Origin of the sequence: Comamonas squillarum (assembly GCF_025309455.1) — a bacterium.
Taxonomy (GTDB): Bacteria; Pseudomonadota; Gammaproteobacteria; order Burkholderiales; family Burkholderiaceae_C; genus Comamonas; species Comamonas squillarum.
On the sequence record NZ_CP104377.1, the window covers coordinates 2184861 to 2205359 of the forward strand.

Sequence of the window (20499 nt, forward strand, 5' to 3'; positions counted from 1 at the left end):
ATGCCGCCGCTGGAAGGATGCAGAGGAAAGAGCATGGCAGCCATGGACTAAAAGGGATACAGCGCCAAAGTATGCGCTTTTTCTTCTGCCGCCCGGCGGCAACCGTCCCAAGAAAAAACCCTGGGTGGCGCTGCGCCTCCTCCCAGGGCTTTTCAAGCTGCTTGGCCGCTCTAGGCCGGCGCCGTCTCCAGCGCTGGCTCGCCCAGGCTCAGCATCAGCCGGTTGGCCCAGTTGAAGAAGGCGGCGCCTTGCAAGGCATCGGCAATCGCATAGTCATCCAGCCCGGCCTGGCGCAGGCCATCGATATGCGAAGCATCCAGCGCCAGCGGCGTCTCGGTCAACGCAACCGAGGCGGCAACAATCGCGTTCCAGCGCGGCCCCAGATCGGCCTGTACGCCGTCATCCAGCAGCTTTTGCACATCGTCTTCGCGGCGCGAGAAATGCGAGGCAAAGCGTGCATGCACCGATGCGCAGTAAATGCAGCCGTTGAGGCGAGAGGTGGCGGCAGCGGCCAGCTCGCGCTCGGCGCGGGGCAAGCCTGCCTCGGGGTTGTAGAAGATGTCCTTGTCGGTGCGGGTGCGCGCGCCCAGGGTGTCGGGATCGCGCGCCAGCAGCCGAAAGTACGGCGATTTGGCGCGCGATGCATCGACCAGGCCTTCGATATGGCGTGGGGTCAGCTCGGCTTCGGGCAGCGGCTCGATCCAGGGCAGCCAGTCCAGTTGGGCCTGGGTAAAGACCTGGGGCGCGGTGCTGTTCGGGTAGTTCAATGTGTGCTTGCTCATACCGCGCTCTCCTCGGCGGTGGGTTGTTGGGCAGAAGCCGCTGGAGCAGGATGCGCCTGCAACAGGCGCAGGCCCGCCACCACGCGGATCTGAAAGGCCAGGAACGACACCAGCTGCGACAGCACCACGATGTCGTTCTCGCTCCAGCCGGCATCGAGCAAGGCCTGCAGATGCGCGGGCTGGGCGTCGCCGGGGTGGAAGACCAGCAGATGCGCATGCGCCAGGCCAGCGGACAGCCGCTCGCCCAGCACCGCGCGTGCCTCTGCGCCTACCGCATAGACCGGGCCGGCCTGGTCTTCGGCGCTCAAAGGGCCTTGCGGGTACTGGCCGTAAGGCCCACGGGCCAGGCCTTGCGCCACTTCGGCGTCAATGGCTTTGCCCAGCGCCAGGCTGGCCTGGGCCGCCAGCGCATCGCGGTAAAAGCGCTGCACCTGCGGCTGCTGGTGCAGGCCGGCCACAAAGGCGGCGACGGCCAGGCGCTCGGCCAACGGCCAATCGCTGCTGAGCGGCGCACGCGGCGCCAACAGCGCCAGAAAGCTTTGCTGGGCCTGCTCGCGCGCCTGCAGGCGGTGGCGGCGCACGGCATCCAGGTGGCTGCCCGGCGCTATGCCGGCGAGCTGGTCAATCACATCATCGCCAGGCGATGGGTTCCATGCAGAAGTCATCAAGTCATCACTCCAAAAAATCAGGCCAGCGCCGGTATTGGCAGGGGATAAGAGGCGGCCGCAGGTGGCACCAGTGCGTCTTCGCGCTGCCAGCCCAGTGCAGGCGCCACATACTGCGCGGTCAGCGCGATCGAGCGCAGGATGTCGGCATGCGGCGGGTCGATCGAATGCACCTGGAACGAGATATCGGTCGCCCGCGCCAGCGCCGTGTCGGCGCGCAGCGAGGCAATCACCTCATCGGGCGTACCCACATGTACGTCGTAGGCGGCCAGCAGCTGCGCCAGCGGTGCATCCGGGCCCCACTGGCTGGCCGGGCCGCCCGGGTTGGCAGCCGCTGCACGCGCCAGGCTGCGGCGCAGGCCCAGCTCGGCCAGCTGCAAGGCACGCTGGCGGTCCTCGGCCACAAACAGGGTGCGCGATCCCAGGATGCGCGGCGCGGCACCTGCCGGCAATGCCGCCAGGTAGGTGTCGATCAAGGGGTTCTGGATATCGGCCAAGCTGGCATGCGGTGCCTCGGCGCTGCGCGGTTGGGTGCGCGAGAGCATCAGCCCGTCGCCAGCCAGGCCAGCGCGCTCGGCCCCGGCGGCCGAGAACGTGGCCTGCCAGATGCGTGACAAAAGCTGGGGCCCGGCGGGGTAAAGACGATCACCCCCGGGCAGCGGCAGCCCTGCCCAGGCATTGCGCAGCACGGCCAGGTGCTGCGCATAGATGCGGGCGCGGTCTTCGCTGCGCAAGCCAAAGGCGCTAAAGGATTCCGGCGTGCCACCGGTGCCCACGCCAAACTCCAGCCGGCCGCCCGAGAGCAGATCGAGCACTACCGCATCTTCGGCAACACGGATCGGGTTTTCCATCGGCAAGGTGACAATGCCGGTGCCCAGGCGGATGCGCTGCGTGCGCGCGGCCACATGGCTCAGAAACACCAGCGGTGCAGGCAGGCCGCCTTCGGCTTCATGAAAGTGGTGCTGCGCGACCCAGGCCGTGTCAAAGCCATGGGCTTCGGCATGCTGGATCTGCGCGGTCACCAGGCGGTAGCGCTCGGCCGCGCTGGCCTGGTCCAGCAGGCGGCTGAAAAAGCCCAGACGTTTTCTAGGCGGCGAGTTGTGAGAGGGGCTCGGGTTCATGCTGGTGTTTTTTTCCGGGAATGGCGGCGATCAACTCGCGCGTATAGGCACTGCCGGGGCGCGAGAACACCTCGTCCACCGGCCCGGCATCGACCTGGCGGCCGCCCTGCAGCACCGAGACGGTGTCGGCAATCTGGCGCACCACGGCCAGGTCGTGCGAGATAAAGAGATAGGTCAGTTGCAGCTCGCGCTGGAGCTGGTCGAGCAAGGCCAGAATCTGCGCCTGCACCGTCACATCGAGGGCGGACACGGCCTCATCGAGCACCAGCACGCGGGGCTGCAGAATCAGCGCCCGGGCAATGGCCACGCGCTGGCGCTGGCCGCCCGAGAGCGCACGTGGCCGGCGCGTCAGCACCGCTTGCGGCAAGCCGACGCGCGCCAGCATGTCGTGCACGCGGCGCTCGCGCTCGGCAGGCGCCAGGCGCTCAAAGTTCAGCAGTGGCTCTTCGATGATCGCGTAGATGCTCTGGCGCGGATCGAGCGAGCTGAACGGGTTCTGGTAGACCAGCTGCACGGTTTTCCGGAACTGGCGCAAAGCCTCTCCGCGCAAGGCCGTCACATCCACGCCCTCCACCATGATGCTGCCCGATGTGGGCTTGCCAAAGCCGACCACGTCGCGGATGGTCGTGGTCTTGCCCGAGCCGGACTCGCCAACGATCGCATGCGTGCTGCCCCGGGGCACCTCGAACGAGATGCCATCGACCGCGCGGAACAGACCGCGCTGGCCCGCCACCGCAAACTCATGCACCAGATCGCGCACCACAATCGCCGGCTCGGCATCCACGGCCCGGGGCGCGCGTACCGGCACATGGCCCAGCGATGGCGCATCGGCCAGCAACTGGCGCGTATAGCGGCTTTGCGGATTGCGCAGCACATCGGCCGTGGGCCCCTGCTCCTGGATGCGGCCGGCCTGCAGAACGACCAGGCGGTTGGCACGGTCGGCAGCCACACCCAGGTCGTGCGTGACCAGCAGCACAGCAGTGCCAAACTCACGGCGCAGGTCGTCGATCAGGTCCAGAATGCGGCGCTGCACCGTCACATCGAGCGCGCTGGTCGGTTCATCGGCAATGATCAGCGCTGGCTGCAGCGCAATCGCAATGGCGATCAGCACGCGCTGCTTCATGCCGCCCGAGAGCTCATGCGGAAACTGGCGCGCGCGCAGCTCGGGCTGCGACAGCCCTACCTTGTGCAGCAGCTCCAGCACGCGCTGGGCAATCTGCTTTTTGTCGCGCCAGCCATGCAGGCGCAGCATCTCGCCCACCTGGTCGCCCACGGTGCGCACCGGGTTCAGCGAGGTGGTCGGGTCCTGCGGAATCAAGCTAACCACCTTGCCACGCAGCGCCTGCAGCTGGCGCTGCGACCAGCCTGCCACGTCCTGGCCGTTGATACGGATGCTGCCGGCCTGCAGCCGGCCGTTGTCGGCCAGCAGGCCCATGATGGACTGGGCGGTGGTCGTCTTGCCCGAGCCGGACTCGCCCACCAGGGCCAGCACCTCACCGGCGGCGATGGAGAACGAGACCTCGTGCACGGTGCGCTGCTCGGCCTGGCCATCGTGGTAGGCGATCGACAGGTTCTCCACCTGCAAAACGGGAATGGCAGTGTCCGTCATGCGCGCCTCCGGGTCAGATCGGCGCTGATATGGTTGGCCGCCAGCACCACCGCTGCCACCAGCAGGCCGGGCGCTGCCGTCAGCCACCAGGCGGTGGAGATATAGTTGCGGCCTTCGGCAATCAGCAAGCCCCATTCGGGCGTGGGCGGTGGCGCGCCATAGCCGAGAAAGCCCAGGGTGGAGATGGCCAGAATGGCCGAGCCAAACTGCAGCGCCGCCAGCGCGATCACCGAGGTCAGTGAATTGGGCAGCACATGGCGCCAGAGCACAGCCGCAAAGCGCCCGCCACTGCCCAGCGCTGCCTCCACGTAGTCTGAGCGGCGCACCCGCACCACTTCCGAGCGCAGCAGGCGCGCAAAGCTGGCCACCGATACGACCCCCACGGCCAGCGCCGCGTTCACCGTGCCAAAGCCCAGGATGATGATCACCGACAGCGACAACAGCAGCGAGGGCACCGACAGCAGCACATCGACGATGCGCATCACCACATCCTCCACCCAGCCGCCCGTAGCGCCTGCGACCAGGCCCAGCAAGCTGCCCAGCACCAGGCCCACGCTGACGGCCACAAAGGCGCCGCTGAGCGAATGCACCGCGCCATAGACCAGGCGGGCATAGCTGTCGCGGCCCAGCGCGTCCGTCCCCAGCCAGTGGGCGGCACTGGGCGCCTGCAGCTGCTGGCCGGCCATGCCCAGCACCGGGTTGTGGCTGGTAAACAGGCCCGGTGCGATGGCCCACAAGGCCACCAGCGCCAGCACGCCCCAGGCCAGCAACAGGCCCAGCGGTGCGGCGCGCAGGCGCTGCAAGGCGGCAGCAAAGATCGCAGCGCGGCGCGGCGCGGCAAGCCGCTGCGGCGGCGCCTGCACCGCCGCACTGGCAGCGCCACGGGCTGCGCCCAACAGGGCCGGCTCGGCGGCCAGGGCCCCCAGGCCGGCGGGTGATGAAGTGCTTGCAGACATGGTCAAACTCCCAAACGGTTGCGCAAACGCGGATCGAACAGCGGGTAGAGCAAGTCCACCACCAGATTGATCAAAACAAAGGCGGTGGCCGAGATGACCACGACCGCCTGCAGCACGGCGCTGTCCTGGTTGCCGACAGCCTGCTGCGTGAGGCTCCCCAGGCCATTGAGCCCAAAGACGGCCTCGGTCACGACGGCGCCGCCCAGCAGCTCGCCAAACAGCACGCCGGCCATCGTCAGCATCGGCAGTGCAGCGTTGCCGGCCACATGGCGCAGCAGCACCCACAGGCGCGGCGCGCCCTTGGCGCGGGCCACGGCCACAAAGGGCTGGGTCAGCACCTCGTCCACATTGCGCAGCAGGATCTGCGCCAGCGGCGCGGCAATGGGGATCGCCAAGGTCAAGGTCGGCAGCACCAGGCCCTGCCATTTACCGGGGTTGATCACGGGGATCCAGCCCAGGCGGAACGAGACCAGCTGGATCAGCACAATGCCCAGCCAGAACACGGGCACCGAGACAAACACCGAAGGCAGCGCATAGAGCGCGCCGCGCAGCCAGCGCCAGGGTGCCAACTGGGCCAGCAGCGCCAGCACCAGGGCCAGCACCAGCGCCAAGGCAAAGCCCAGGCCCGCCAGCCGCAAGGTGGGCGGCAGGCTGGTGGCCAGCCCCTGGCTGACCGGCACGCCCGCCTGCAGCGAGTAACCAAAGTTGCCGCTGACAAAGCCCGTCAGGCTGTGCCAGTACTGCTGCCACACGGGCTGGTCCGCGCCATAGGCGGCGCGGATGTCGGCCACCTCCTGCGGGCCCAGGCCCAGCTCGGGGCTCAAGAACTTGATCAGCAGCGCATCGCCCGGCAGCAGCTGCAGCAGCACGAAGGACGCGGTGAACGCCGCCCACAGCACCAAGAGCGCCTGGGCACTGCGCCGGGCCAGGTAGGGATAGAAGGACATCGGGATGCTCCTTGCCGCTCAGCGGGGCTGCGCCTTAGCGCTTGGCCAGCCAGGTGCTGTAAAAGCTCGGGCGCCCCACCGCCTCAAAGCCCACCTCGCGCACCCAGGGGGCTGCGGCAAAGGCCTGCGGCTCTTCAAAAATGGGGATCACATAGGCCTGGTCGATCAGGTAGTTCTGCACCTCGGCCGTCAGCGCCAGGCGCTTTTGCGTATCGGTCTGCGCGGCAATCGCCTCCAGCAAGCCATTGAGCTGCGGATCGACAAAGCCCTTGACCTTCTGGCTCACGCCGCCTTGCTGCAGCAGCACGTTGCGGTTGGTCGGGTAGTAGTTGCTCTTGATCACATCGGGATCGGCGCGGCCCACCATGCCGGGGGCGACCGGGGTTTTTTCCGGGTCCAGGTTGTCGACAACGCGCACGCCGGCATCGCCACTCAGCACCTGCAGTTTGACCCCCACCTTGCCCCACTGCTGGGCCACCAGTTGCAGGGTTTCCTTGTTCTGCGGCTGGGGCAGCGAATCGTAGGCGGCCAGCACCAGCGCGCGGCCGTCCTTTTGGCGGATGCCATCGGGCCCGGGCGTCCAGCCCGCGCTGTCCAGCAGCTGCTGGGCCTTTTGCGGGTCGTAGGCCAGCTTGCCCGCCAGGTTGACATAGCCCTGCGCGCTGGCCGCGATCACCGAGGTGGCCTGCGGGTAGTTGTGCGAGAACAGGGTCTGCACAACCTCCTGGGTATTGGTGGCGTGCAGCAGCGCCTGGCGCACTTTCAGATCTGCCACCAGCGCGTTGTCGGGGCGGAAAACAATGCTGTTGTTCACGCCCCTCGTGGACGGCGCGTAGATGACGAACTTCTGCTCCTCGACCCGCTTTTCGTCATAGGCCTGCACCTGGCGGATCACGCCGGCCTGGCCCGACAGCAGCGCGCCAATGCGCACGCTGTCTTCCGGCGTCACGATAAAGCGCACTTCATCGAGCCGCGCGCGGCCCTGGTGCGCCAGCTGCGCAGGGCCCCAGCTGTAGTCCTTGCGGGCCGACAGCAGCAGCTCCTTGCCCAGCGTTTCGCTCGCCACCACAAAGGGGCCCGAGCCAATGATCTTGGTGGCGTCACCCAGCTCGTCAAACGGGCGCTCCAGCGTCTGCAAAGCAACCAGGCCCGAGCCGATCACCGAGGTGCCCTGCAGGAAGCCCGGCGAGGGCTTGCTGAAATAGAACTTCACCGTCAGCGGGCCCAGCACCTCGCTGCGCTCGTAGTTGTTGATGACCTCAGACACCGGCAGCTTGAGCGCCTTATTGCCGCGCCCATAGGTGTCAAAGTTCTTGGCCACCGCTGCTGCATCGAGCGGCGTGCCGTCGGAGAAAGTCACGCCCGGGCGCAGCTCGAACGTGAACTCGGTGGCCGTGTCGTTGATGGTCCAGCTCTTGGCAATCCAGGGCTGGATCTCCAGCGTCTTGGGGTCCTGGTAGGTGAGCTTGTCTGTTATCTGGTTGAGCACGCCGCCATTGGGATAGAAGCCACCGGCTGGCGGGTAGAGGTTGGTATGCGCCTGCTGCTCCAGGTACACCAGCGCGCCACCGCTGGCAGGGCCGGTATCGGTCTTGGCCTCGGCCACGCCCTCGTTCTTGGAGCAGGCCGACAGCAGCCCGCCCAGCGCCAGCAGCGCCGCACTCCATAGCGCCAATTTTTTGAATTTATTTGCTTTCACCACCACACACCACCCTCGCTAACCATCGGGCAACCTTGCCTGCTCCGGCGCGCCAACCGCGGCCACCGGCCAGCAGCACCTTTGTTGGAAATGCCGCCATCTGGGTTTGTCATGCTAGGCATTTGGCGCGTGGCGAGAAGGTATTTTTCGGAGCATCGATATGCGCAAACCAAGGAAGCGCGCGGCCACCAGGCCCGCCGCCGCATAGAGGGTTTGCGCATAAGCACATGCGCAGCGGCTGCATATGCACATGCGATCTGCGCAGTTCACGCGCAGGCTCTCAACACCAACAATGGTCTTCGGCATGCATCACCTCCCGCCGATGCAGCACATTTCCAAGAGACTCCATGAGTGCAAGCCCTGCTACCTTGAATGACTACCTGGCTGAAAAGCGCGGCGCCGTGTTGGCCCGCGATGCCCAGATCGATGCCGGCACGGCCCAGGCCACGGCCCAGCGTGCCACCGTGAGCGCCGAAGGGCGCAGCGGCGTGCGCCGCATCCGTATCCGCGAGCACCAGGTCATCAGCGACAGCCCGCCGAGCTTTGCCGGCTACAACCTGGGGCCCAGTTCGCCCGAGCTGCAGCTGGGTGTGCTGGGCAGCTGCGTCACCCATATCCCTCTGATCCAGGCATCGGCGCAGCAGGTGCCGCTGACCAGCCTGGAGGTGGAGGTGAGCGGCGTGATCGACCCGCGCGCGGGCAAGCCCGGCCACGAGGCCACGCCGGTATGGCCCCACGACATTGCCTACACCGTGCATATCGACTCGCCCGCGCCGCGCGCCGACATCGATGCGCTGTTTGCCGCCGTCGAGCAGACCTGCCCAATCCTGAACCTGCTGCGCCAGCCGCAGACCATCCGCGCCACCGTCGAGCACAGCGATTCGCTGGCCCAGACACACAAGCAAGCGGCCTGATTCCCCTCCTCCCCTTTTACGGATATCTCCCATGGCACTGACACTTGACCACATCGTGATCGCGGTCCACGACCTCGACAAAACCATTGACGACTACGCGGCCCTTGGCTTTACCGTTGTGCGCGGCGGTGAACACCCCGGCCGCCCCACCCACAATGCGCTGGTGGTGTTTGAGGACGGCGCCTATTTCGAGCTGATCGCCTGGCGCAGCCCCGCGCCGCAGGACCGCTGGTGGCAGCTGCTGGACCAGCATGGCGAAGGCATCATCGACTTTGCGCTGCTGCCCACCAGCACCGCCGAGGTGATTATTGCGGCCAAGGCGCGCGGCCTGGAGTTGCAAGGCCCGCTGGATGGCGGCCGCCTGCGCCCCGATGGCGAAAAGCTGCAATGGCAGACCGGCCGCCCGCACACGCATGACCTGCCCTTCCTCTGCGGCGACATCACACCACGCAAGCTGCGCGTGCCCGAAGGTGAAGTGCGCCAGCATGCCAACGGCGCCACCGGTGTGGCGCGCCTGACCGTCGCCGTCAGCGACCTGCTGCAAAGCCTGGAGCGCTACCGCGCCTTGCTGGGCGATGGCGCGCACATCCACGCGGCTGACGGCGGCAGCAGCGCCACGATTGCGCTGGGCAACAGCGTGCTGGAGCTGACGCAGACGGCGCCGCAACTGCAGAGCAAGGGCGAAGGGCCGTTCGTGATTGCGCTCAAGGGTGGCACGGGCAGCTGGGACCAGGCTGCTGCCAAGCTGGCGCATGGGGCAGCCATTGCGTTTGAGAAAACGGAGCCGGCGAGCAAGGCCAACAGCAGCCTGGCCACCGCCTAAGCTGTCAAGCCAGACGAGCTCTCAATACACATCACGCCGGTAGCGCCCGGCCAGCGCCAGCGCATCCACCTCCGCGGCACCCAGAACCTGGCGCAGCACCGCATCCACGCCCTGCGCCATGCCCTGCTGGCTGCCGCAGACATAGATCGCAGCGCCGCACGCGACCCAGTCGCGCAGGCGCTGCGCTTGGCGCTCCAGCAACTGCTGCACATAGCAAGGGTCGGTGGCATCGCGGGACCAGGCGCGGTCCAGGCGCTCCAGCTGGCCAGCGGCCAGCCACTGCTGCAGTTGTGCGTCCAGCAGCGCATCCTCATCAGCACGGCGCTCGCCAAACACCAGCCACTGGTCAGAGCGCCCTTGCACCATGCGCGCGCGGATATGGCTGCACAGCCCTGCCAAGCCGGTGCCATTGCCGATCAGCAGCAAAGGGCGCTCGGCGTTGTCACCCAACCTGAATCCACTGTGCGCACGCAGCCGCATCGGCAGCACATCACCCACGGCCATGCCCTCGCACAACCAGCCCGATGCCAGGCCCGGTGTGCCATCGGCACGCCTGCTTTGGCGCACCAGCAATTGCAGGCAGCCATCTTCGGGCACCGAGGCGATGGAGTAATCGCGGCTGCGCTGCGGATCGGCCGGCACCGCCAGCGATACCAGGTCGCCGGATTCCCAAAGCGGCAACGAGCCCGACTGCGGCTGCCAGTCGAGCAGGTACACCGGGCCGCCCTGGCTGCCGGGGTTGAGCAACTGGCGGCGGCGCAGCACCCAGGGCTGGGCGGCTTCCGGCTGGCTCCAGCCATCGCCGGCCTGGCCGGTCAGCGACTGCAGCAACTCGGCCGTCTGGCCCTGCCAGGCCATCAAGCTGGCCTCATCCCCGTTGTCCATGCACAGCACATCGGCCTTGGCGCCTTGCTGCTGCAGCCACTGCTGCACGCGCAGGCCAAAGGCGCAGAAGGCGGCGTATTCGCTGTCGCCCAGCGCCAGCACATGGGCGTTGTGCCCGGGCAGCGGCAGCGCCTGCTCCAGCACCTGGCGCACAAATGGCAGCGCGTCGTCGGGCGCATCGCCCTCGCCGGTGGTGGACAGCAGCCACAGGCTCTGCGCGCAGGCCTGCAGGTCGGCCAGGCGCAGCGCCTGCACCGGCCGCAGTTGCACCGCGCAGCCGCCGGCATGCAGCACGCGCGCGGTCTCATGCGCCAGGGCCTCGGCCCGGCCGGTCTGGCTGGCATAGGCCACCAGCACCGGCGCGCCCTGCTGCGTACCCGCTTGCAGCGCGAGCTGCTCCTGGCGCTCGGCCCGGCGCTGGCGCCACAAGCGCCCGGCCACAGCGGCGCACAAGAGCGTATATCCAGCCACCAAGGCGGCGGCACCTGCCACCCGCGCAGGGCTTGCTATCCAATCGATCATCACTGCATGCTGCCTGCAAAACGCTGCTGCCAGGCCGGCGTCATCCGGCGCAGGCCTTGCGGCTGCCCGGCATCGGGATGGCTGTGAAAGACGGCCGCCAGCTGCTGCTGCAGCGCAAACTGCCAGCCGTCCTCGGGCCCCAGCACCGTGAGCACGGTGGCCAGCGCATCGGCATGCATGCATTCGTCGTGGTAGACGGTCACGCTGGTCAGTGCATGGGCCACTGCTTGGCCGGTGCGCGGATCCAAGCTGTGCGAAAAGCGCCGGCCCCCATGCATGAACACATGCCAGTGGTCGCCCGAGCTGGCCAGCGCGCCATCGACCAGCGGCACCGCCAGCGGCTCATCGCCGGCCACACCCGCCACGGCCACGCGCCAAGGCTGTCCGCCGGGCTTGTGCCCCCAGGTCCGAATCTCTCCGCCAATCTCCAGCAGCGCATGCTGCCAGCCCGCGGCGCGCAAGCGCTCGGCGACCCAGTCGACGGCATAGCCCTTGGCGATGCCGCTCAGGTCCAGCTGCAGGCCACCGGGCTGCAGCAATCGCCGCAGCTGCGGCTGCCACTGCAGGCGCTGGTGGCCGCAGACCTGCAGCGCGCGGTCAATAGCGGCCTGCGCAGGTGGCTGGCCGCTGTGCGGCGCGTGCGGGTCTGCACGCGGGCCAAAGCCCCAGAGCGACACCAGCGCGCCGACGGTCGGGTCATAGGCGCCATCGCAGGCGCGGGCCCAGTAAAGGGCCGCATCCAGCACCTGTGCCAACTCGAGGGGCAGCGCGTGCCAGGTATCTGCAGCGGCGCCATTGAAGCGCGAGAGGCAGGAGTCCGCCTCCCAGTTGCTCATCTGCGCGATGACGGCCTCCAGCGTTTGCTGCACAAGCGCCTGTACCGGCGCCAGCGGGGCGTAGTCGGGGTTGGCCAGGCGCAGCGACCAGGTGGTGCCCATCGTCGCGCCCTGCAGGCGGTGCAGGCTGGCATCCTGCGCATGGTGCATCGCAGGCGCCCTCCAGGCGGGGGATGCAAAGGAGTGGCCGGCCAGCGCAGGGCTTGCCGGGGCCAGCTGGCCTTCCCCCCTGGCCTGGGCCTGGGGGATCTGCCAGATGCCGGCGCCATAGTGGATGCGCGGTGCCGTGCTCACAGCGGCTCCGCGTTCAGCCTGGCGCATGCCCGTTGTGCAGTCACCGGCCACTGCGCCTTAAGGCAGCACTTCCAAGGTCGCGACATAGGCCAGGCGGCGTTCCTTGGCGATGGGGGTCGAGGTCTTGTCGTCCTTGACGTCGGCGTCCAGCCAGTACATGCCGGCCGTCGGGAACTTGACCTTGACCTGGCCCTGGGCATCGGTCTTGAGCTTGATCTCGTTGACGGCATCGCGATAGCGCTTGCCATCGGGCACCAGCACCACTTCGACATCGGCAGCCGGCTTGCCATCGACGTGGAAGGCAAAGGTGGCTTCCTCACCGGTGACCAGATCGTTGGGGTGGGTCACAGGCACCAGCTCCAGGCCCTTGCCGCTCAAACGCAGCGGGCTGGGCTTGCCCATGGTCACAAAGGTCTCGATGCGGCTGATGCTTTCTGCGACGCGCACTTCCTTGGCATCGGCGGGGATCTGCTTGGCGATCTCGTCGGCGCTGCCGCGCAGCCGCTTCATCTGGCCGGCCGAATCCTTGTAGGAACCCATGACGCCGCTGTTGACGATGGCCAGCTGGTAGGTTCCCGCTTGCTCGGGTTTGAGGTCAAACACGCTGCGCAGCTCGCCCTTGTGCGCATTCTTGGGCTCCACCGTGCTGCCATCGGGCGCCGTGATCACCAGTTTGTCCAGGCCCAGCGGGCGGTGGTTGAAGAAGAACATGTCATTGGACACGGCGGCATCGACCGTGACCCAGTCCGCCTTGGACAGCACGGTGCTCGAAGGCTTCATCCAGACGCTGTGGGCCTGGGCGCCGATGGCGGCGCAGCCGAGCGCCAGCGCGGCGGCAATACGGGTGGCAGAAAACATGGGGACTCTCCTCAAAAATGTAGGTGTGGTGGATCAGGGCTTGAGTTCGAGCTTGATCTCGCCCAGCTCCGTCTTGCCCTGGGCCGACAGGCTGGTGGCCTGCTTGGCGGGCCACTCAAAAGGAATGCTCAGCAGCTCGCGGCCACCGACTTCGCGTGCGGCCTCGATCTGCAGCTTGTACTGGCCCGGCTCCAGCTTGGGCAGCGGGTTGCTGCCTTCGGAGAACGACAGCGCATGCTTGCCTGCCGGCTTGGTCGGCTGGGTCACGCCATCGATGGGCACGCTCAGCTCGCGGCCTGTGCGGCGCCACCACTGGCGCATGTCCTTGAGCCATTTGGCGCCTTCGGCATCGCGCTTTTTCACTTCGTACCAGACCGACAGGTTGGCCGCCACTGTTCCATCGGCGCGCTCCAGCCAGACGGCCACATAGGGGCGGTGGTATTCGGCCACCTCCAGGCGTGGCAGCTCCACCCCCAGATTCAGCCCACCGGCAACGGCCGGCAGCCCAGCCACCGCCGTCAAGGCCACGGTGAAACGCGAAACAGTGCTTGTCATGTGCTCTCCTCAGAAAAAGTCGGTGTGGGTGGGGTCAGTGCACCAACAGCAGCGCCAGCAGCGCCGGGACCAGCAGCCCCAGGCCCACCATGGGCCAGGTCATCGGGCGGCGGCCGGCATGCATCTGCAAGATGAACAAACCCGTGATGCAGAACACCAGGCAGGCGCCCGCAAAAATGTCGATGAACCAGGTCCAGGCCAGGCCGGCATGGCGGCCCTTGTGCAAATCGTTGAAGTAGGAGATCCAGCCCCGGTCGGTGGATTCATGCTCGGCCTGCCCATCGCCCAGCGCAATGCGCACCCAGGCATCACCGCCTGGCCGGGGCAAGGCCACATAGACCTCATCCTCATTCCACTCCACCGCGCGCTGCCGGGTGTCGGCGCCCAGCTCGGCGCGCAGCCAGCCTTGCACGTCGGCGGGCAGCGCCTGGGCTGCGTCTGCGCCCTCTTTGTGGCGCGTTGCAGCCTGCTGCAGGCCCTGCAGCAGCGGCGCGGGCAAGCTGCCCTCGCGCAATACCACGGTCGGCTTGGCCTCTATCTGTCCGGCATGGTTGAGCGTAAAGCCCGTCACCGCAAACAGCAGCATGCCCACCAGGCAGATGGCGGAGCTGACCCAGTGCCATTCATGCAAGGTCTTGAGCCAGTAGGCCCGCTGCGAGGAGGAAGACGCGTTGGCTTTCATGCGGAGAGAGGCAGGTTTCGGACCCGGCAGAGGGGAATGCCTGCGCCGGGCAAAAGCAGGGATTTTAAGGAAAATAAATGCTAATGACTCTCATTTTCAAATACTTTACCCAGTGGAGACATGGGCAGAGCTCAGGTCTCTGCCCACATGCGCAGCAGGTTGTGGTAGTGGCCCGTCAGGGCGACGGTGTCTTCCGTCTCGCCCAGCTGGTTGCGCAGCCGCTGGATGCTCTGGTCCAGTTCGAACAGCATCGTGCGCCGCGCATCATCGCGCACGAGGCTCTGGGTCCAGAAGAACGAGCTGACCCGCTCACCTCGCGTAACCGGCTCGACCCGGTGCAGGCTGGATGAGGGGTAGAGGATCAGGTCGCCGGCAGGCAGCTTGACTTCGTGCGTGCCGTAGGTATCGACCACCACCAGCTCGCCGCCGTCGTAGTCCTCGGGGTCCGACAGGAACAAGGTCGAGGACACATCGGTGCGCAGCCACTGCGCCTGTCCGGCCTCCCGGCGCGCAGCGCCGTCCACATGCAGGCCATAGGTTTCGCTTTCGGCATAGTGGTTGAACAGCGGCGCCATCGTGCGCGCCGGCAAAGCGGCCTGAAAGAACAGCGTATTGGCCGCCAGCGCGCGTTCGATGATGCGCCCCTGCTCCAGCGCCACCGGTGAGGTCTCGGGCAGTTGCCGGTTGCGCTTGACCTGCGCGCCCTGGCTGCCAACGGTGGCTCGGCCGTCTATCCAGTCGGCCGCATCGATGGCAGCGCGCATGGCGGCCACCTCGTCGCGCGTGAGTACATGGGGAATGTGCAGCATCATGGTTAGAGCTCCTCCATGAAAAAAAGCCCCGGCAGACGCGGGGCTGGTACCCAAAAAGACGAATTAGAAACTAAAGTTCGCCGTCACGCGCGCCGAGCGTGGAATACCGGGGAAGTAGCGGTAGCCGCTCTTGTTGATGGCTGCCACATAGCGCTTGTCAAACAGGTTGTAGACGTTCAGCTGGATGTCCACGTTCTTGTTGATGCGGTAGCTGGCAAGTGCGTCAAACACCCAGTAGGACTCGGTGAAGTTGGGCGTGCCCACGGCGCCATCGGTGCCGCGCTTGAGGCCGCTGGAATAGCGTGCACCACCGCCGATGGTCAGGCCCGAGGAGAACTGGTAGCTGCTCCACAGCGACAGCGCATTCTTGGGCGTGTAGGTCAGGCCGCTGGAACCGTCCTGCGCCACGTTGGCGCCCGTGGCCACCTTGGTGTTCTGGATGGTGTAGCCCGCAGTCACGCCCCAGGCGGGGGTGATCTGGCCGGTGGCGCCCAGCTCCAGGCCTTGTACCGTCTTCTTGCCGGTCTGGTTCACCGAGCCGTCCGAGTCGGTCACGATCTCGTTGGTGATCTCGGTACGGAACAGTGCGCCGGTCAGCAGCACCCGCTTGTCAAGCAGCTCCCACTTGGTGCCCACTTCCGCCGTCTTGGCCTTTTGTGGGGCCAGGTTGGGATTGCCGGCATTGTTGCCCACCGCAGACAGCGTGAAGTTGCTGCCGCCCGGTGGTTGCTGGGACAGCGCATAGTTCACATACACGCTGCCATTGGGTGCGGGCTTGTACAGCAGGCCGGCCTTCCAGCTCAGCAGATTGCCCGAAGCCTGCAGGCCATCCGACGTGGTGGGCACCACGGTGCCAGCCGGGTTCGCGCCGCAAGGCTGGGTGGTGGAGGTCGCCGTGCACACGGCCATTGCGTTGTACTTGGTCTTGTAGTGGTCCCAGCGCAGGCCCATGTTGGCTTGCCACTGGTCATTGAACTGCAAGGTGTCAAAGGCATACAGCGCGACGGTGTCGGTCGTGCCCTTGCTGTCCGCACCGTTGCGCGTATAGGACGGCAGCGACACGCTGGAATCCGGGTGGTAGATGCTGACGGTGGGCACCACGCCCGTCGTCGCCAGGCCGTAATTGGTTTGCTCCTCGCGCGTCAGCTCCAGGCCGGTGCTCAGGCTGTGCTTGACCGAGCCGGTCGCAAAAGCCGTGGTCAGGTTGGTCTGGTTGGTCAGGATGCGGTTGACCTGGTCCTTGTATTGATGTTGCGCGACATCGTCCAGGTGGAGGGATCCGCAGGATTGGGCGTCAGCAAGGAGCCCGGCGTCCAGGCGCCGGTGGTGGCGTTCTGCGAATAGCCGGTCGCCATGAAGGCCGACAGCAGGTAATCCTGCTTGGTCTGCCCCCAGCGCGTGGTGTTGCGCAAGGTGCTGCCCGGTGCAATGTCATGCTCCAGGCGCAAGGTGACCATGTCGGCGGTCACATCGTCGTGGTCCGAGGCCGTGCCGTAGAAATTGCTCGAATCCACGCGCGATGCGCTGTTCAGGAAGCTGCGATAGCCGGGATAGTTGCTGCGGTCGGGCGCACTGTAGCCGGGCAGGCCCATGGTCAGTACACCGCCGTCGGGCACATTGCTTTGCTTGACGTGCAGCAGGTTCAGGAAGACGCGCGTATCGGTGTTCAGACCAAAGGCGAACGATGGCGCCAGGCCCCAGCGGTCGTTCTTGACCTGGTCGCGGCCGGCGACCCCGGCATCCTGCACCATCGCATTGAGGCGGAATGCCGTGCCATTCTCGTGGCTCAGGCTGCGGTTCAGATCGATGGTGCTGCGCTTGTAGCTGCCGCTGCCAAAGCCCAGCGAGCCGCCAAAGCTGTCGGTCATGTTGGGCTGTTTGGTGACCATATTGATCGCGCCAGTGGGCGCGCTGCGGCCGTAATCGGTGCCGGCGGGGCCCTTGGTCACTTCGACCTGGTCGGTGTTGAACACATCGCGCGACAGCGCGCCGACGTCGCGCACACCGTCCACATAGATGCTGCTCGAGGTGTCAAAGCCGCGCATGTAGATGGCATCACCCGTGCTGGTGTTGCCGTTCTCGCCCGCGTAGAAAGTGCCAACACCCGGCACATTGCGCAGCGCTTCGGTCAGGGTGGTGGCGCCCTGCTCCTTCATGACCTGTTCCTTGACCACCGAGATCGTCTGCGTGGTGTTCACCAGCGGCTGGGTGAACTTGGGCGAGGACAGCTGGCTGGGCTCATAGCCGGTCTCCCGCGGTGCCTCCACGGTCACTTCTTTCAGCGTCACGGTCGGTGCGGGTGCGTTCTGCGCCAAAGCCGGCATGCCCAGTACCGCGATGGCAGTCGCTGCCACCAGACCGGCCTTGGGGGCAGGAACGGGAGCACCATGTTTGCGACTTTTGATATAGGTTTGTGTTGTCATAAACGAGGAAAGCAAAGTAAACAAAACGCTTGCAGATCCATCGGCTTGGATCGGAAATACCCGTCCACACCGCAGAAGATGAGCAAGCGCTAACTCGCAATGATAACGATTCTCGTTACTAATTTCACTTTGCTTTCGGCAAACCCCGTCTTCTGTCGCGAAGTGGCAACAGGCCGCTGACCCGACATCGCTGCTGACGACGTCAGTCGTTCCATCGCACGGGGGCGGCAGGCGCTGCGGTGGGGCTGGGCGCGGCCATGCGAGAATCCCGGCTGACTGCCCCCTGACCCTGTCAAAGCCCTTGCATGTCCTCCACAACGCCAGTCAGCAATGCACCCCAGGCGTTCTGGCGCGACCCGGCCCTGCCCTTTGTGGAAAGCCGCCGCGCCAGCCAGAGCCGGGCCTGCTACAAGCCGCACCACCACCCGAGCTTTTCCATTGGCGCGGTCGATGGCGGCCACAGCGTCTTTACAGGGGCCGAGGCCGGCCCCGTCCGGCTATCACCTGGCGCGCTGGTCTTTGTGCCGGCCGAGCGCGTGCATGCCTGCAACCCTGCGCCCGATGCCGCCTGGAGCTACCAGATTCTGCACCTCGATGCCAGCTGGCTGCAGGCGCTGCGCGAGGAATACGTCGACCCGGCCAGCATGGCCAACGAGCCAGTGCGCATCGTCAATGACCCGGCCCGCTACGCGCGCTTTTGCCAGCTCAATGCCCTGCTGTTTTCACAGGCAGAAGCGGCCGACAAGGAGGCCAGCTTGATCGCGTTCATCGGCGACCTCGACAGCCAGCAAGGCCTGCACATCTGCGCCCCAGCGGTGCCAACGCAATTGGCGCGGCAGATCCGCCCGGCGCTAGACTGCCTGCGTACCAGTCCCTGCGCCAGCATCCCGCTGGACCAGCTGGCCGATCTGGCAGGCATGGGCCGCTACCAGACCATCCGCGCCTTTCGCAAAGTAACAGGCATGGCGCCCCATGCCTGGCAGCTCAACCACCGCATCAATCTGGCCAAGCAGCAGCTGCGCGGGCCGGACGGTATCGCCGCGGTGGCGCAGCAACTGGGCTTTGCCGACCAGGCGCATTTTCAGCGGGTGTTCAAGGCGCATACGGGCGTCACGCCGGGCTGCTTTCGTAAGGCTCATTAGTCGTAGCCCATAGCAACCGCTGCAATTTCGTTCAATACAAGGCAGTCGGCAGCCGCCACCATGCAAGGCCATCACCCGCCTGGCCCCTTTGCATGCAACAGTTTTTCCTGATCGCCGCCGTCCATTTTCTGGCGCTGCTCTCCCCCGGTCCTGATTTCTTTTTGATCGCCCGCACCTCGCTGGCCAGCGGTTGCCGCAGCGCTGGCGCCGCCTGCCTCGGTATCGCCTTGGCCAATGGCGTGTTTATCGCCACCGCCTTTGCCGGTGTCGCCGTGCTCCAGCCGGGCAGCCGGCTGTTCACCCTGCTGCAGATGGCCGGCTGCGGCTATCTGCTCTACCTGGGCCTGCTGTTTATCCGCCATGCGGGCAAAAGTGCGCTGGGCGTCGTGGCCAGCCCGGGCCGGGCGGCCTCAGCTGCCACCACCTGGCGCCGCGCTGCCTGCATGGGGTTTCTCTCAGGCATCCTCAACCCCAAGAACGCGCTGTTCTACGCCAGTCTGGCGGCCATGCTGACGGGCCCGCATGCCAGCGTGGGCTGGAAGCTGGCGTATGGCAGCTGGATGTTCAGCATCGTGCTGCTCTGGGATCTGCTGATTGCCGCGCTGATCGGCAACCCGGCGGTGCTGCGGCGCTTTGCGCGGGCGCTGCCGTGGTTGGAGTGCATCTCGGGTGGGGTGCTGATCGTGCTGGCCCTGGGGGTGATCGCGGCGCTGTGGCTGCGTTGATGGCCACTCGGCCATCCAAGCGCTGACATGGGTCCGGCCACCGAACAATGAATTCGCGCATACGGCGTTGATCGCGCAATGCGGCATTCCTAGAGCGGCTACACCGGCGGGAATCGCCGCCGAACGGAACTTGGGCTTGCCAGGCAGGCCGCGCACGCAGGGCTGCGCTGATGGCCTTCGCGCGATGACCGGTGGCTGGCCCGTGTCCGTCCACCGGGAATATGCGCGCTGTAAGCACTCCCCGGAATGTTTCTTGTGGGCCCCGCGCTATTGGGCACCCCTAGCGCTTGTAAGCCAAAGCGCCGACATGCATCCGCGTGCGCCGCGCAGGCTTTGCAGGCTGGCACAGTCCCTCATAATTGTTACAGATATAAACGCACTTCACATACGCTAGGGGGTTTCCGTGAGTACAAATCAGCAGTTTTTGGTTGGGTTGTTGGAGCGGGAGAAATCCTCCATTCTTGACAACTGGGTTCTGGCAACCAACGGGCCCCAGGCCTCGGCCAAGGTGCGAGCCGAGGCGACCGAGATTTTCACCGCCTTCTTGCCCGCCCTCCAATCCAACGACGCACAAAACTCGGGCTCCAGTGCTTGGCAGGCACTCAAGAACGTGTTGGAGAGCCTGTCTGCCTCTCGCGCTGCCCAAGGCAGCACGGCAGGAAATACCAGCGCCTTTGTGCTGGGGCTCAAGCAGCCGGTGTTCGACGCCCTGCAGCGCGCACTGTCTGCCGACTCACAAGGCTTGCTCGATGCCATCTCCAGCGTGTCGCTCCATGTCGATGGCATGGCGCAGTGGACCGTGGATGCCTACCAGCGCACGCGCGAGCAGTTGATCTCGCGCCAGCAGGCAGACCTGTTGGAGCTGTCGACGCCGGTCATCAAGCTCTGGGAGGGCGTGCTGGCAGTGCCCATGATTGGCACGCTCGATTCAAGCAGAACCCAGCTGGTGATGGAATCGCTGCTGGAGCGCATCGTCGAGACCGAATCGTCGCTGGCCATCATCGACATCACCGGCGTGCCCACCGTGGACACGCTGGTGGCACAGCACCTGCTCAAAACGGTGTCGGCCATCCGCCTGATGGGCGCCGACTGCATCATCTGCGGCATCCGTCCGCAAATCGCGCAAACCATCGTTCACCTGGGCATTGATCTGCAATCGGTCACCACCAAGGCCACCTTGGCTGACGCCTTGTCGCTGGCGCTCAAGCGCAATGGCTATACCGTTGCCAAGACCAAGATAGGCGTTTGA

The 20499-nt window shown here is 66.2% G+C and carries 18 protein-coding genes and 1 pseudogene; 5 read left to right on the plus strand and 14 right to left on the minus strand.

Features of this window, described 5'->3' with window-relative positions; translation table 11 throughout:
- Positions 1 to 170: 170 nt before the first annotated feature.
- From N4T19_RS10235 to N4T19_RS10265, 7 genes are read right to left on the minus strand one after another with little or no spacing between them, the layout of a single operon-like run.
- Entirely contained in the window at positions 171 to 782 is a 612-nt protein-coding gene (locus tag N4T19_RS10235) for an alkylhydroperoxidase domain protein (RefSeq protein WP_409935172.1), read from the minus strand.
- Positions 779 to 1447: a CMD domain protein gene (locus N4T19_RS10240; RefSeq protein ID WP_260720284.1), complete on the minus strand. Its 669-nt coding sequence runs from the start codon at positions 1445 to 1447 to the stop codon at positions 779 to 781. The genes N4T19_RS10235 and N4T19_RS10240 overlap by 4 nt, the downstream gene beginning before the upstream one ends.
- A 20-nt stretch (positions 1448 to 1467) precedes the next feature.
- Complete coding sequence (locus N4T19_RS10245) at positions 1468 to 2568, minus strand: putative FMN-dependent luciferase-like monooxygenase (protein WP_260720133.1); 1101 nt, start codon at positions 2566 to 2568, stop codon at positions 1468 to 1470.
- Positions 2534 to 4177 carry a dipeptide ABC transporter ATP-binding protein gene (locus N4T19_RS10250; protein WP_260720134.1) on the minus strand — a complete coding sequence of 548 codons (1644 nt, stop codon included), beginning with the start codon at positions 4175 to 4177 and terminating at the stop codon, positions 2534 to 2536. Before N4T19_RS10250 ends, N4T19_RS10245 begins: the two co-directional genes overlap by 35 nt.
- Positions 4174 to 5133 carry an ABC transporter permease gene (locus N4T19_RS10255; RefSeq protein ID WP_260720135.1) on the minus strand — a complete coding sequence of 320 codons (960 nt, stop codon included), beginning with the start codon at positions 5131 to 5133 and terminating at the stop codon, positions 4174 to 4176. Before N4T19_RS10255 ends, N4T19_RS10250 begins: the two co-directional genes overlap by 4 nt.
- Positions 5134 to 5135: 2 nt before the next feature.
- On the minus strand, positions 5136 to 6080 hold the full coding sequence (locus N4T19_RS10260; protein ID WP_260720136.1) for an ABC transporter permease: 945 nt from the start codon (positions 6078 to 6080) through the stop codon (positions 5136 to 5138).
- Positions 6081 to 6114: 34 nt separating this feature from the next.
- The gene (locus N4T19_RS10265; protein WP_409935173.1) at positions 6115 to 7779 is read right to left on the minus strand and encodes a TIGR04028 family ABC transporter substrate-binding protein; all 1665 of its coding nucleotides are present in this window, start codon (positions 7777 to 7779) and stop codon (positions 6115 to 6117) included.
- Between the two features lie 347 nt (positions 7780 to 8126).
- Between N4T19_RS10265 and N4T19_RS10270 the strand changes: the two genes are divergently transcribed.
- Positions 8127 to 8693: an OsmC family protein gene (locus tag N4T19_RS10270; RefSeq protein ID WP_260720138.1), complete on the plus strand. Its 567-nt coding sequence runs from the start codon at positions 8127 to 8129 to the stop codon at positions 8691 to 8693.
- 31 nt (positions 8694 to 8724) lie between these two features.
- A complete protein-coding gene (locus tag N4T19_RS10275; protein WP_116927145.1) occupies positions 8725 to 9516 on the plus strand; it encodes a VOC family protein in 792 nt (263 codons plus the stop codon).
- A 21-nt stretch (positions 9517 to 9537) separates the two neighbouring features.
- Here N4T19_RS10275 and N4T19_RS10280 read toward each other — a convergent pair whose 3' ends face one another.
- The 7 genes and pseudogenes from N4T19_RS10280 to N4T19_RS10310 form a co-directional block, all read right to left on the minus strand.
- Positions 9538 to 10926, minus strand: coding sequence for a sulfite reductase subunit alpha (locus N4T19_RS10280; protein WP_116927144.1), 1389 nt, complete (start codon positions 10924 to 10926; stop codon positions 9538 to 9540).
- Positions 10923 to 11909: an FAD:protein FMN transferase gene (locus N4T19_RS10285; RefSeq protein ID WP_116927219.1), complete on the minus strand. Its 987-nt coding sequence runs from the start codon at positions 11907 to 11909 to the stop codon at positions 10923 to 10925. The genes N4T19_RS10280 and N4T19_RS10285 overlap by 4 nt, the downstream gene beginning before the upstream one ends.
- A 201-nt stretch (positions 11910 to 12110) precedes the next feature.
- Entirely contained in the window at positions 12111 to 12911 is an 801-nt protein-coding gene (locus tag N4T19_RS10290; RefSeq protein WP_116927143.1) for a DUF4198 domain-containing protein, read from the minus strand.
- 33 nt (positions 12912 to 12944) lie between these two features.
- Positions 12945 to 13466, minus strand: coding sequence for a DUF2271 domain-containing protein (locus N4T19_RS10295; protein ID WP_116927142.1), 522 nt, complete (start codon positions 13464 to 13466; stop codon positions 12945 to 12947).
- A gap of 34 nt (positions 13467 to 13500) precedes the next feature.
- Complete coding sequence (locus tag N4T19_RS10300) at positions 13501 to 14148, minus strand: PepSY-associated TM helix domain-containing protein (RefSeq protein ID WP_116927141.1); 648 nt, start codon at positions 14146 to 14148, stop codon at positions 13501 to 13503.
- Between the two features lie 131 nt (positions 14149 to 14279).
- The gene (locus tag N4T19_RS10305) at positions 14280 to 14960 is read right to left on the minus strand and encodes a Fe2+-dependent dioxygenase (protein WP_260720139.1); all 681 of its coding nucleotides are present in this window, start codon (positions 14958 to 14960) and stop codon (positions 14280 to 14282) included.
- A 63-nt stretch (positions 14961 to 15023) separates the two neighbouring features.
- Positions 15024 to 17383: pseudogene (locus tag N4T19_RS10310) on the minus strand (catecholate siderophore receptor Fiu).
- A gap of 305 nt (positions 17384 to 17688) precedes the next feature.
- Here N4T19_RS10310 and N4T19_RS10315 point away from each other — a divergent pair.
- The 3 genes from N4T19_RS10315 to N4T19_RS10325 all read left to right on the plus strand — a co-directional run bounded on the left by N4T19_RS10315 (position 17689) and on the right by N4T19_RS10325 (position 20499).
- Entirely contained in the window at positions 17689 to 18525 is an 837-nt protein-coding gene (locus tag N4T19_RS10315; RefSeq protein ID WP_260720140.1) for a helix-turn-helix transcriptional regulator, read from the plus strand.
- A 92-nt stretch (positions 18526 to 18617) separates the two neighbouring features.
- On the plus strand, positions 18618 to 19250 hold the full coding sequence (locus tag N4T19_RS10320; protein ID WP_260720141.1) for a LysE family translocator: 633 nt from the start codon (positions 18618 to 18620) through the stop codon (positions 19248 to 19250).
- A gap of 403 nt (positions 19251 to 19653) precedes the next feature.
- Positions 19654 to 20499 (plus strand): STAS domain-containing protein, encoded by an 846-nt coding sequence (locus N4T19_RS10325; RefSeq protein ID WP_116927136.1) that lies wholly within the window; start codon positions 19654 to 19656, stop codon positions 20497 to 20499.